At 69.4% G+C, this 12,167-nt stretch carries 12 protein-coding genes and 1 tRNA gene; 4 read left to right on the forward strand and 9 right to left on the reverse strand.

From position 1 onward, the window contains the following. Nucleotides 1-271: AAA family ATPase (locus DJ70_RS06355; RefSeq protein ID WP_179233991.1), on the reverse strand; the 271-nt coding region annotated here is incomplete at its 3' end. Between the two features lie 118 nt (nt 272-389). Between DJ70_RS06355 and DJ70_RS06360 the strand changes: the two genes are divergently transcribed. Both DJ70_RS06360 and DJ70_RS06365 read left to right on the forward strand, forming a co-directional pair. Continuing rightward, nucleotides 390-474, forward strand: a tRNA-Ser gene (locus DJ70_RS06360). Between the two features lie 125 nt (nt 475-599). Further along, nucleotides 600-965, forward strand: coding sequence for a group I truncated hemoglobin (locus DJ70_RS06365; RefSeq protein WP_094531191.1), 366 nt, complete (start codon nt 600-602; stop codon nt 963-965). 39 nt (nt 966-1,004) lie between these two features. On the opposite strand, the gene DJ70_RS06370 is transcribed toward DJ70_RS06365, so the two are convergent. Then, a complete protein-coding gene (locus tag DJ70_RS06370) occupies nt 1,005-1,316 on the reverse strand; it encodes a hypothetical protein (protein ID WP_094531193.1) in 312 nt (103 codons plus the stop codon). 124 nt (nt 1,317-1,440) lie between these two features. On the opposite strand from DJ70_RS06370, the gene DJ70_RS06375 reads away from it, so the two are divergent. Then, nucleotides 1,441-3,087 carry an alpha-amylase family protein gene (locus DJ70_RS06375; protein WP_094531195.1) on the forward strand — a complete coding sequence of 549 codons (1,647 nt, stop codon included), beginning with the start codon at nt 1,441-1,443 and terminating at the stop codon, nt 3,085-3,087. Nucleotides 3,088-3,553: 466 nt separating this feature from the next. Here the strand turns inward: DJ70_RS06375 and htpX are convergent, their stop codons facing one another. Continuing rightward, nucleotides 3,554-4,429, reverse strand: coding sequence for a zinc metalloprotease HtpX (gene htpX, locus DJ70_RS06380; protein WP_094531197.1), 876 nt, complete (start codon nt 4,427-4,429; stop codon nt 3,554-3,556). Between the two features lie 129 nt (nt 4,430-4,558). Here htpX and DJ70_RS06385 point away from each other — a divergent pair, with 129 nt between their 5' ends. Next, a complete protein-coding gene (locus tag DJ70_RS06385) occupies nt 4,559-5,482 on the forward strand; it encodes an NAD-dependent epimerase/dehydratase family protein (RefSeq protein WP_094531199.1) in 924 nt (307 codons plus the stop codon). A 29-nt stretch (nt 5,483-5,511) separates the two neighbouring features. On the opposite strand, the gene flaJ is transcribed toward DJ70_RS06385, so the two are convergent. From flaJ to DJ70_RS06415, 6 genes are all read right to left on the reverse strand, one after another. Continuing rightward, entirely contained in the window at nt 5,512-7,248 is a 1,737-nt protein-coding gene (gene flaJ / locus DJ70_RS06390) for an archaellar assembly protein FlaJ (RefSeq protein ID WP_094531201.1), read from the reverse strand. 27 nt (nt 7,249-7,275) lie between these two features. Then, nucleotides 7,276-8,949 carry a type II/IV secretion system ATPase subunit gene (locus DJ70_RS06395; RefSeq protein ID WP_094531202.1) on the reverse strand — a complete coding sequence of 558 codons (1,674 nt, stop codon included), beginning with the start codon at nt 8,947-8,949 and terminating at the stop codon, nt 7,276-7,278. A gap of 54 nt (nt 8,950-9,003) precedes the next feature. Beyond that, nucleotides 9,004-9,756, reverse strand: coding sequence for an ATPase domain-containing protein (locus DJ70_RS06400; RefSeq protein WP_094531204.1), 753 nt, complete (start codon nt 9,754-9,756; stop codon nt 9,004-9,006). Next, entirely contained in the window at nt 9,757-10,248 is a 492-nt protein-coding gene (locus tag DJ70_RS06405) for a flagellar protein G (RefSeq protein WP_094531206.1), read from the reverse strand. After that, nucleotides 10,249-10,710 carry a flagellin gene (locus DJ70_RS06410; RefSeq protein ID WP_094531208.1) on the reverse strand — a complete coding sequence of 154 codons (462 nt, stop codon included), beginning with the start codon at nt 10,708-10,710 and terminating at the stop codon, nt 10,249-10,251. It lies immediately after the preceding gene. After that, nucleotides 10,700-12,167, reverse strand: a 1,468-nt coding sequence (locus DJ70_RS06415) for a FlaD/FlaE family flagellar protein (RefSeq protein WP_094531210.1), incomplete at its 5' end; no start/stop codon positions are given. The genes DJ70_RS06415 and DJ70_RS06410, both read right to left, overlap by 11 nt.

Genomic DNA, 12,167 nt, shown 5'->3' on the forward strand with positions numbered 1-12,167 from the left:
CGTCCCGCTCGTCGAAGACGTTCGTGCCGGTCACGTCGGCGGGGAGCAGATCCGGCGTGAACTGGATCCGCGAGAACTCCAAGCCGAGCGCGGTGGCGAACGACCGCGCCGAGAGGGTCTTTCCGGTGCCGGGCACGTCCTCCAGGAGGACGTGGCCGCGGGCGATGATCCCGAGCGTGACGCGCTCGAGGAACTCGCGGTCGGCGACGACCGCGGCTCCGATCTCGTCTATCACCCGCGAGCAGGCGTCGGCCGCGTCGGGGACGTCCATACGAGCGTGAACGGCGGAGACGGCAAAAGGGTTGTCGCGGGCGGCGGGTTCGAGGACGGGAGGACGACCCGCTCGCGATCGAAACCCATAACATCGGAAGCGCCGAACCGGGAGACGAGCCGAGGTAGCCTAGCCTGGCCAAGGCGGTAGATTCGAAATCTACTGTCCATTCGGACACCGGAGTTCAAATCTCCGCCTCGGCGCTTTCCTGCCGTTCCCGCCCCGACAGCCCCGCATGAGGAGCCCCGACCGAGACGGAACGGGACCGACGGTCGGGTCCACCCCGCGCCGGCGAAAGAACGATACGGCGGGACCGTGACCGGACCGTATGGCCGACGGGACGCTGTACGACCGGCTCGGCGGCGAACCGGCCGTCGGCGCGGTCGTCAGCGAGTTCTACGACCGCGTGCTCGCGGACGAGCGAGTGTCTCACCACTTCGAGGACGTCGACATGGCCGACCAGCGGTCACACCAGACGAAGTTCCTCTCCGCGGTCACCGGCGGCCCGATGCGGTACGAGGGCGACGAGATGGCCGTCGCCCACGAGGGGCTCGCGATCACCGACGCGGAGTTCGACGCGGTCGCGGGACACCTCGACGACGCGCTTCGCGAGTTCGACGTGGACGACGCCGACCGCGGGGCGGTGCTCGAGGCGGTCGAGGCGTACCGCGAGGCGATCGTCGAGGGGGCGTAGCGGTCCGGGCCGGCGCGGGTCGGACCCGGCTTCCCGGATTCAGAGCGAGCTCCCGAGCGACGCCTGCTCGGGGTCCGCGTCGCCGCGGAGGCGCCGCCGGCGCTTGTCGTAGGCCGCCTCGAGCTTGGCGTTCGTCGCCCGCGAGAGGAGATAGAGGTCGGCCGCCCCGTCGTCTCGGGGATGGGCGGCGGCGACCCAGACGTGGCCGTCGCCCGCCGAGAGGTCGTCCGCCCACCGCTCCGCGGCCTCGCGGCTCTCGAAGGCGTGCCGGGGACCGTCCTCGAAGACGATCCGGCCGACCTTCGCGTTGCGCTTGCGGGCGGAGGGTTTGACCGCGACGACGACGCTCACGACCGGTACTGGGGGCTCATCGATTAAAAACCTCGTCAGACGGCGGTCGGCCGGGAAGGGGATCGAGCGGCCGCGGGCCCGGCGATCGAAAGGAATCACACCCGCGGGCGCCCTAGCCGCCCGCATGAGCGATCCCGACTGGTACGAGGACGCGACCGTCTACTCGTTCGACGTGAAGACGTTCGACGACGGCGACGGCGACGGGTGGGGGGACTTCCGAGGGGCGATCGACCGCCTGGGACACCTCGAGGACCTCGGGGTCGACGCCGTCTGGATCCGGCCGTTCTACCCGAGCCCGCTGCGGGACAACGGGTACGACGTGGCCGACTACTACGGCGTCGACGAGCGGCTCGGGACGCTCGCGGACTTCCGCGAGTTCGCCGAGCGCGCCCACGACCGCGGGATCCGCGTGATCACCGACCTCGTCTTCAACCACACCTCGGCCGACCACGAGTGGTTCCGGCGGGCCCGCGCGGACCCCGACTCCGAGTACCACGACTACTACCTGTGGACCAGCCACCTCGAGGACGCCCACCACCGCGGCAACATCTTCCCGGAGTACGAGGACGGCGTCTGGTCGTACGACGAGGTCGCCGGGAAACACTACTTCCACCAGTTCTACTCCCACCAGCCCGACCTCAACGTGGCGAACCCCGCGGTCCGCGAGGAGCTGTACGACGTGCTCCGCTTCTGGCTCGAGCAGGGCGCGGACGGGTTCCGGATCGACGCCGCCCACCCGATGCTCATGCCGAAGGGCCATAACGCGACGACGCTCGAGGAGACCGACCTCGACGAGCCCATCGACCTCTTCAAGCGCATGCGCGAGGTCGTCGAGGCCGAGCAGTCCGACGCCGTCCTGCTGGCGGAGGCCGACGACGAGCCGGAACACCTCGACTACTACTTCGGCGACGGCGAGGCGTTCCACCTCCAGTTCAACTTCGTGATGAACGCGCACCTCACGTACGCGATCGGCGTGCGCGACGCGTGGCCGCTCTACCGGGCCCACGAGATCCTGCCCGAGATCGAGGGGGTCGGCACGTGGGTGAACTTCCTGCGGAACCACGACGAGTGGAACCTGCTGAAGCTGCCCGAGGAGGCGTTCGAACACGCCCGCGAGTACTTCGGCGACGACGCGGGCGACTCGTGGATCTTCGAGCGGGGCCACAGGCTCCGGCTCGCGGACCTGTACGACGGCGACCGCGACCGGATCGCGCTGGCACACGCCCTGCTGTTCGCGCTGCCGGGATCGGTCGCGCTCCAGTCGGGCGACGAGATCGGCATGGGCGCGGACCTCTCGCTGCCCGAGCGCGAGGCGGTCCGCACGCCGATGCAGTGGGACGACTCGGCGAACGGCGGCTTCTCCACGGCCGACCCGGACGACTGTTACAACCCCGTCGTCGACGAGGGCGAGTACGCGTACGACCGGGTGAACGTCGCCGCCCAGCGCGACGACCCCGACTCGCTGCTCTCGCGGGTCCGCGAGCTCTCTCGCGCCCGCGACCGCTGCCCCGAGATCGCCCGCGGCGACCTCGCGATCGTCGACGCGGAGCCGAAGGAGGTGTGGGCTCACCGCTTCGACCGCGAGGGGACGGTCCTGCTGTGCGCGCACAACTTCGCCGCGGAGCCGCGCGACGCCGTCTTCGGGTTCGACGTCGACCCCGACGCGGCCGAGCGCGTCGTCGGCGAGGGCGACTACCGGGTCGCGGACGGCGGCGTCACGGTCGAGTTGGGGCCACACGAGTACGTCTGGCTGCGCGGCGAGACGCGGTAAGGCGGGCGGTGTGAGAAGGTACCGGGGTCGCAGGGGGGCCGTTTCGGACGCCGTCCGGAGCCGCGGTGAATCGATCGGTACAGCCGAAGCAACGAGCGATCACGGTGGCGCGCCCGGGAGCGGGCCGCAGGCCCGCGACCGGAACGCGAGGGACGCGGTGAACGCTCGGAGAGCGCGAACCGCGAGGCTGGGGAGGCGTGAGGTGCGGTGCGGTTGCGGTCGGGTGGGACTCAAAGGGGCAGTCGCGAGGACGAAGCACGGCGCAGCAAGCACCGCAACGAGGGAGCGACCGAGTGAGGAGCACAGCAAGCCGCGCGAGTTCTCGCGGCTGGGGCTTTGGAGGTAGTCACCGCGCCGGCAACGATGGATGACCGAGCGACTGGGGCTTTGGAGACGGTTACCGCGCCGGCAACGACCTCGACCTCACCGGCCCGATTCCCGTCGAAACGACCGTACTACGACGCGTTCAGGCCGTCTCCATCTCGCGTTCGAGCTCGCGGAGCCGGTCGATCCGCTTCTCGGTCGGCGGGTGCGTGGAGGCGATCCGGCTGAGGAAGCCGGCGCTGATCGGGATGATGAAGAAGGCGTTCATCTCGGCGCTGCCGTCGCGCAGGTCCTGGTCCGGAACCCGATCCATCCGGCCGTCGATGCTCACGAGCGCGGACGCCAGCGCGCCGGGCTTGCCGGTGATGACCGCCGCGCCGCGGTCGGCGGTGTACTCGCGGTAGCGCGAGAGCGCGCGGATGAGCAGGAACGAGACGATCCAGACGACGATCGACACCGCGATGGCGACGATCACGGGCGCGCCGCCCTGCCGGTTGTCGCCGCCGAAGAGCCATCCCCACCGCACGATGAAGAAGGCGATGGTCGAGAGGAACGACGCGATGGTCATCACCATCACGTCGCGGTTCTTGACGTGGGCCAGCTCGTGGGCGAGCACGCCGTCCAGCTCGTCGTCGTCGAGCGTGCGGAGCAGCCCGGTCGTCACGGCGACGGTCGCGTTCTTCTTGTTCCGGCCGGTCGCGAACGCGTTCGGAACCTGCGTGTCGGCGACCGCGACCGTCGGCTTCGGGAGGTCGGCCTGCTGGGAGAGGCGCTCGATCCGGCGGTGAAGCTCCGGGTACTCCTCGGCGCTCACCTCGCGAGCGCCCATGCTCTTCAGCGCGAGCGTGTCGCTGAAGAAGAACTGGGCGATCCCGAACCCGGCGAGCATGACCATCGGGAACAGGAAGTCGCCGAAGTAGACGGTCAGCACGCCGACGAACACGACGTAGAGGGCGAAGAGCAGGAACATGGTGAACGCCATGCGTCCACGCAGTCCCCAGTCGGTGTCCCATTCCATGCCCCAGGATAACCGCTCGGCGCGGTAAAGCCTACCGGAGGCGGGCGATCCGGACGGCGACGCGGGGGCGTCTCCGGAGCCCGACGGCGACACCGCCGTCCTTTAGTCGGCCTCGGCCGAGCCTCGGCCATGGCAACGGTCCTGGTCACGGGCGGGCGCGGGGCGTCGGGGCGGTGGGTGGTCGACCGGCTCGCGGACGAGCACGCGGTCGTCGTCGTCGACCGCGAGCATCCGGGGCTCGGCGTCGACCCGGCCCCGAGCGTCTCGTTCCGCGCGGCCGACCTCGCCGAGCGCGGCGAGGCGCTCGACGCCGTGAGCGCGGTCGACCCCGACGCGGTCGTCCACTGGGCGGCGATCCCCGTCGCCGGCACGCACCCCGAAGGGCGCGTCTTCGGGACGAACGCGCTCGCCGCCCACAACGTCCTGACCGCGGCGGGACGCGCCGACGCCCCGGTCGTCCAGGCGTCGAGCGACGGCGCGTACGGCTTCTTCTTCGCCGACCCCACGTCGCTGCCGGACGAACTCCCGGTGACCGAGGCGCACCCGCTGCGGCCCGAGGACCCCTACGGGCTCTCGAAGGTGGCCGCGGAGGAGACGGCGGCCGCGATCGCCCGGCGGGACGGGATCTCGGCGGTCTCGATCCGCCCGTCGTGGATCCAGTACCCCGGCGCGTACGCCTGTCGGGAGGCGGGGTACGTCGAGGACCTCGCGGCCGGCGCGGGCAACTTCTGGTCGTACGTCGACGCCCGCGACGTCGCCGACCTCGTCGCCGTCGCGGTCGACGACCTCCTCGGCGACGACCCCGCCGTGGAGCCGGGACGCCACGAGGCGGTCAACTGCGTCGCCGCCGACAACGCGCTCGGCCGGCCCCTGCTCGACCTCCTGCGGGAGGCGTACGGCGGGGTTCCGGACGAGTGCGCGGTCGCCGAGGGCGACGACCGGAGCGCGTATTCGGTCGCGAAGGCCGAGGCGCTGTTCGGCTGGGAGCCGGATCACTCGTGGCGGGAGGCGGCGGAGGCGGACGTGGCGGAGCCGACGCTGTTCGACGCGTAGGCCGGGGAGCGCGACCTCGAGCCGACGCGTCAGATCGAGAGGATTGCGTTCACGAGCGTCCGGGTCGCGATCGCGGTCGCCGCGCCGAGCCACGTCAACAGTACGAAGTGGATGTAGCCGTTCGCGGGGTTGCCGCCGTCGATCTTGCGGATCATCTGCGAGGAGAGGGCGGCGTTGAACAGCACGACCGTGAGGAGCAGGTACTCGATGAGCGGGATGTCGTACGCGCCGGGGTAGACGATCTGGCCGATGTCCATCTGGTCGATCCCGAAGTCGGCCGTCAGGTCCGCGAGGATGGCGACGATCTCGAGGCCGATGAAGAAGGCGAACGTCGCCGCCGCCGTGATCCCGTACAGGAGTCCGATGAACGTCACCGCGGACTGCCGGCGCTGTTCGCGGAGCTGGTTGACCGTGTTCATGTTCGTCGAGATCAGCTCCCCGAGCAGCTTCGGGTCCCCGCCCATCCGCCGGCCGACGAGGTACATCTCGGAGAACTTCTGGATGAGGTACGACCGCGTGTCTCGCGAGAAGGCGCGCCAGGCCCCCTCGGTGCTTATCCGCATGTTGAGCCGGCGATACAGCCTGGTGATCGACGGCGAGAGCGCGCCGAAGTCCTTGTCGCGAAGCGTGGTCAACACGTCGGAGGTCGTCGACTGCTTCGCGCTCTCGGTCGCACCCAGCGCCCGGACGAACGAGGGGAACTCCCCGTCGCGGGCGGTGATGCCCTGCTCTTCGGTCCTGAGGATCACGCCCGTCAGGAACAGCGGGGTGATCGGGACCGCGATGTACAGCGGGAGCCTGACGTCGTCGAGGAAGAAGAGGAGGCCGGGCAGCCCCGGCCCGTACCCGAACATGCCGGCGGCGGTGAACCCGATGAGCAGAAACGAGAGCCCGGCGCCGATCCCGAGCGACGCCCACAGCTTCAGGTCGCCGGGCGAGCGCTCCTCGGGATGGTACCAGATCGGGTCGTACGGCGAGGTGGCCCGGATCATCGCGTAGAAGCCGAGCTGGACGAAGACGAAGAGGACGATCACGGCCGCGACCGTCGCCGTCGGGTCGTTGCCGGTCAGGATCGGGAGCACGATGGCGAACACCAACGCGAACGTCATCGAGAGGATCATCGACATGTACAGGTCCTTCATCACCTCCAGGTTCGACAGCGACGACTCGTAGAGCGTCTCGTACTTCGCGAGCATGACGTCCTGTTCGGAGACGAGGAAGTCCTCGAGCGACTGGCCGGCCCCGAGGGTGTAGCCGAGCCGGTCGAAGAAGTCGCCCATCGCGTCGGAGGGGACCTCCTTGGCGCGCCGGCGACACGCGTCGTCGAGGCTCTGGTTCCAGGTGTCGACGAGGTGGACGACGCGGCCGATCTCCTCGGCCGCGGCCCCGTACTCCTCCTCGCGCGCCAGCGTCCGGAACACCTCCATGCGGTCGATGTTCGTCGTCGACAGCACGGTCATGTGCGTCATCACGAGGTGGAGCTGGTTGTCGATCCGGTTCTCCACGCCGCTGAGGTAGATCTTGGGGTAGACGACGGCCGACACGAGCGTGAGCGCGCCGAACATCGGGATCGGCACCCGCGCGGCGACGGGAAGCGGGAGGACGAACGCCCCGACCACGGTGGCGGCGAAGACGACGACCGCCGGGACGAGCACGTACCCGACGTACTGCCGCTTGGAGATGTCGAGCTTCTCGTAGGAGTCGAGGACCTCCTCCGTGAGCCGCATCGCGGTCGCGAGCCCGTCCCCCGCCGCCTTCACGTTCATCGACTCACCTGGTTCATACGCGTGAACTCACCTGACGTTCCGGTGCATCTCGAAGGGGAGCCCCTCGACGCCGTCGCGCTGGAAGGCGTCGATCGCCTCGTTCACCTCGTGGTAGCCCAGGATCCCCTCCTGGATCATCCGCTCTATCAGCTCCGCGCGGAAGTCGAGGTCGTCGTAGATGTCGCGGGTGTCCGCATACCCCAGGAGCGTCGCGATCTGCTCTTCCAACACGTAGGAGTTGTTCATTCCCTGGAAGACGATCTCGTCCTCGACGGGGTCCCAGCTGAACACCTCGCGGGTGACGACCCCCTCCATCTCCTTCGAGTACCCCTCGATCTCCTGGACGCTCGTCACCCGACGGAGCACGTCGTCGCCCTGTTTCACCCGGTTCTGGAACAGCGCCACGTCGGCGTTGTCCATGAACGTCTCCGGGACGTTGATCGGCTCGGAGGTGAACCGCTGGATCATCGAGACGATGTCCGAGGCGTGGAACGTCAACATCACCGGGTGGCCCGTCTGGGCCGCCTGGAACGCCATGCGCCCCTCCGCCCCGCGCACCTCCCCCACGATGATGTAGTCGGGGCGCGACCGCAGCGCGGCGGCGACCAGATCGAACATGTCGACGTCGGAGGACCCCTCGCCGCCGCCCTCGCGGGTCAGCAGCTGCTGCCACGTGTTGTGCGGGGGAACGACCTCCGCGGTGTCCTCCGCGGTGTATATCTTCGAGTCCTGCGGGATGTACGAGAGGATGGCGTTCAGCGTCGTCGTCTTCCCGGACGCGGTCTCCCCGACGACGAAGACGGTCTGTTCGTTCTCCAGACAGAGCCAGAGGTACGCGGCGAGCTGCGGCGAGAGCGTCCCCCAGTTGGTGATCTGGTTGATCGACAGCGGAACGTCCTCGCCCTGCCGGATCGTGAGCGAGGAGCCCTTGAGCGAGACGTCGTCGGAGTAGATGATGTTGATACGCGACCCGTCCGGCAGCGTCGAGTCGACGATGGGGTCGGAGTCGGAGAGCGGGTCGCCGATCCGCTCGCCCATGTTGCGCAGCCAGTTGTCGAACTCCTGGGGCGTCCCGAAGTCGACGGTGGTCTCGAGCATGCCGAACGTGCCGTGATCGACGTGACACTCGTGGGGGCCGATCACGTGGATGTCCTCGTTGGCCGGGTCGCGCATCACCGGCTCCAGGGGACCGAGCCCCACGATGTCGCGGTTGAGCCGGTACCGGATGCTCTCGTAGGTCTCCTCGGTGACCGACAGCTTGCCGACGTTGAGAACCTTCGACGCGGTCGATCGCCAGCCGGTCCCGCCGTTCTGGACGTAGGTGACGTCCTCCAGCAGCTCCTCGATGAGGTCGTCGTACTCGGCCTCGGAGGCCGGGGCGGTGTGACCGCCGCTGGCGGCGAGCAGCTTGTTCTTCACCTGCTCGAGGACGGTCGCCTGCGGCCCGGACATCTCCGGCTCGATGGCGTAGTACTTCGTCTCCTGGCCGAGGTCGCCGTACACGTGACAGAAGATCGGCCCGCCCACGTGGTAGAGCACGTTGGGGCGGTTCGACTCGTACTCGGCCTTCGGCTCCTCGATGTAGAGCGGGAACTCCCCGGTGATCTGTTTGAACTCCTTGAGGTGCTCCCGGAGGTGCGGCCGGCGCATGGCGGCCTTCCGGAGCTCGTCGGACGGTTTCGCTGTGCCGTGTTCGGTCATCGTTCGTGTCTCGTCTCGTCGCTCCCCGTCGGGGGTGTCCCCGCGGCGGTCCCCTCAGGCGACACTGCGGCTCTCGATGACGATCCCCGTCCCGGAGCGGACGGAGAAGCCGATGGTGTCGCCGACCTGTTCGCCCATGCCCGCGAAGCGTTTCACGTTGATCTGCCGGCGGATGTCGTTGCCGACCTCGATCATCTCGAGCTGGAGGAAGACGTCGGCGATCGACCGGAACGGGCCGATCGCGTCGTCGTCGACGGCGGACGGGTCGACGGTGAGGACGACGATCTTTCCCTGCGAGATTATCTCCCGGAAGAAGGAGATGATCTCCAGGGCGGCCTGTCGCTCCTCGTTCTTCCGGACGAGCGCCTCGAAGGTGGGGTCGTTCCGGAAGATCGCGTCGAACGTGTCGAGGAAGATCACGTCCGAGCGCCACATCGCCTCCGCGTTCATCAGCCGCTTGAGCAGTTCCTTGCGCTCGCCGTCGTCGTCCGAGAAGGCCCCGCCGGAGTCGAAGTCGGCGTGTAAAAAGAGCAGCTCCTCGTTCAACAGCGGCTTCACCATGTCGTACTCGAGCGAGTGCATCTGGTCGATGAACCCGCGGACGGTGAGCTCCGTCGACATCAGCGTCACCGACGCCCCCTCCCGGACGAGCCCGTAGGAGAACCGCTGGGACATGGCGCTCTTGCCCGCGCCGTAGTCGCCCTCGACGAGCACGATGCTGCCGCGAGGGATCCCGCCGCCGAGCTCCTTGTTCAGCCGGTCGCGCTCGCCGAGCCCCAGCGACAGCAGGTTGTCGGCGCGGGGCATCTACGCCTCCACCCGGAACTGGAACAGCTCCTCGTCCCCGTTGACCGTGAGGTACACCCGGTGGTCGCTGCTCCCGGTCGTCGTGGAGGGATCGACGCCGACCACGTCGAGGTCGATCGTGAGCCGGAGCACGTCGCCGCGGCTCCAGGCGGTCGCGCCGTCGACGGAGACGACCCGGCCGGTCGTCGCGTCCGGCCGCACGTACTGGCCGTCGAAGACGACGTCGACGCCGGAGCCGTCCGGGGCGAGCCGCTGGGTGCCGGTGTTCTTCACGAGGAGCGTGACGTTGTTCTCGGCGCCGTCGTACACCCCGCCGTTGGGGTCCGAGATCACGGTCACGTCGGTGCGGAGCTGCTGGGTCGCGTCGAGGCTGCCGTCCTCGACGGCCGCGCTCACCCGGTCGACGCCGGTGGTGACCGTGCCGACGACGCCGGCGGCGATCACGAGGCTGGCGACGAACAGGATGAGGTGGGAGACCGGAACGGACGCCATCTACGCGCTCACCCCCGTGGCGGACCTGACGCCGGACTCGACGACGAGCACGACGCGGGAGTCGCCCGTGACCGTCGTCTCGAGCGACGCGGCGTCGACCTCGATCGAGAGCGTCTCCCCGCCGAGCCAGAGGTCCGTCTCGCCGTCGCCGTCGACGGTCGTGGTCGCCTCGGCGACGTCGACGTACTCGTTGTCGACGACCAGCGTGGCGTCGCCGGCGACGAGCCCGACCGAGCCCTCGTTGGTCGCGTTCACCACGAGCCGGTCGTTCCCGCTCGCGTTGAACGTCGCGGAGTCGACGGAGAAGGCCGTGTTCTGTCGTTCGAGCGCGCGCTCGTGGACGTCGCGTTCGCCCTCGGTGACACGGTCGAAGCCGTTGGCCGCGACGGGGTAGAAGGCGGTAAAGGCGAAGAACATCCCCGCGACGATGATGGCCGTCGACGCCGAGACGCTAACGCCCATCTCCCCACCCTCCGTCCGCCGGGTCGGCTCGGTCGGGATGCGGATCCGGGTCGTTCATCGGTCGGGGAGAACCGCCGTTCCGGCCGCGACCGTCGCCGGTCCGCGAGCGACGACCGGTTCCGTCCCGCGTATCGGTCCCGTTCGACCGCTCTCGAGCGGTCTCGCTTCCGTTGGACGGCGCTCCGCGTCGGCTCCGGCCACGGGACGCGGCCGGCGGTCCGCCGTCGACCATCGACCCGCCGGCGAGGTCGTCCCATCGGTCGAGGAGGACGAGGTGGCCGCCCGTCCCGTTGAGCTGGGTGATGTACCGCAGACTCCGCGTGTGGTGTTCACGGACCAGCCGGTCGGTACCCGGCCGGTCGACGAGGTTGCGGTCGATCGTGCCGAAGCCGGAGAGGAAGTCGCGGAGCCGCGCGGCGGCGTCGGAGCCGACCCACTCGATGCGCTCGTAGTAGTTCACCGCCCGCACCGCGTCGGTGACGTCGCTCTCGGAGACGAGGAACTCCAACCACTCCATCACGAGCAGGTCGCCGACGTAGTCGCCGGGGAGCTCGGTGAGGTACGGCTTGCCACGGCCGCGAGAGAGGTCGTCGCGGCCGACGTACTCGAACCCGTCCCCGGTCGCCTCGGCGGGGTCGCCGCCGGGCGCCGGTCCGTGGGATCCCGCGGCGGGGTCCGGGTCGGCCGCCCCGTGTGGGTCCGACTCCGTCCCGGCGTTCGTTTCGGGGGAACCGTCCCCGTGTCCCTCGGCGACGTCGGCCCCGACGTCGTCGGCCTCGACGTCGCCGGGGGCGTCGTCGAAGGCCTCGGTCCCGATGCCGTCGTCGAGGTCGTCGTCGAACGGGTCCGTCCCGTCCTCGAAGGCGTCCCCATCGGACGCCGTCTCGTCGCCGGCGTCGTCGGCCCAGTCGGCCTCCCCGGCGTCGTACTCCTCTTTGAGTTCGCTGAAGCTCTTTCCGTCGTCGTTCATGTCGTCGTCGTCCGCCGCCGGTTCGGTCTCGGACGCGGCGTCGGCGGGTTCGCCGTCGTCCGGTTCGCCGTTCGATCCGCCCTCGTCGTCCGCCCCCTCGAGCTCATCGAAGTCGTCGAGGTCGTCGCCGCCGAGGTCGTCGTCGAGCAGCTCGTCGTCGCCGTCGTCGTCGAAGAGGCCGAAGGAGTTCTCCCCGGCGCCGCCGGAGAACCCGCTCGACTCGTCGACGAACGGGTTGATCCCGCGGGTGACCATCTCGTAGATGTCGAGGAGGTTCCGAACGTCCTCCTCGATGTCGTCGACCGCGGCGGAGATCTCCTCGTTCTCCGACCGCACCGTTGACACCGTCGAGGAGAGGGTCGCGACCTCGGCCTCGAGGTCGTCGAGCCGCTTCTCCAGCTCGTCGGTGTCGGAGCCGCCGCCTCCGCCCCCGGCGTCGCCGAAGTCGTCGTCCCACTCGTCCATGCCGTCGAGGTCGTCGAAGCCG

Source organism: Halorubrum halodurans, assembly GCF_002252985.1.
Classification (GTDB): domain Archaea; phylum Halobacteriota; class Halobacteria; order Halobacteriales; family Haloferacaceae; genus Halorubrum; species Halorubrum halodurans.

Bases quoted from the DNA above. Each gene is read 5' to 3' on its own strand.
- htpX (WP_094531197.1), bottom strand. From the start codon at position 4,429: ATGGAATGGGACACCGACTGGGGACTGCGTGGACGCATGGCGTTCACC.
- DJ70_RS06395 (WP_094531202.1), bottom strand. From the start codon at position 8,949: ATGACCGAACACGGCACAGCGAAACCGTCCGACGAGCTCCGGAAGGCC.
- DJ70_RS06400 (WP_094531204.1), bottom strand. From the start codon at position 9,756: ATGCCCCGCGCCGACAACCTGCTGTCGCTGGGGCTCGGCGAGCGCGAC.
- flaJ (WP_094531201.1), bottom strand. From the start codon at position 7,248: ATGAACGTGAAGGCGGCGGGGGACGGGCTCGCGACCGCGATGCGGCTC.
- DJ70_RS06385 (WP_094531199.1), top strand. From the start codon at position 4,559: ATGGCAACGGTCCTGGTCACGGGCGGGCGCGGGGCGTCGGGGCGGTGG.
- DJ70_RS06410 (WP_094531208.1), bottom strand. From the start codon at position 10,710: ATGGGCGTTAGCGTCTCGGCGTCGACGGCCATCATCGTCGCGGGGATG.
- DJ70_RS06375 (WP_094531195.1), top strand. From the start codon at position 1,441: ATGAGCGATCCCGACTGGTACGAGGACGCGACCGTCTACTCGTTCGAC.
- DJ70_RS06365 (WP_094531191.1), top strand. From the start codon at position 600: ATGGCCGACGGGACGCTGTACGACCGGCTCGGCGGCGAACCGGCCGTC.
- DJ70_RS06405 (WP_094531206.1), bottom strand. From the start codon at position 10,248: ATGGCGTCCGTTCCGGTCTCCCACCTCATCCTGTTCGTCGCCAGCCTC.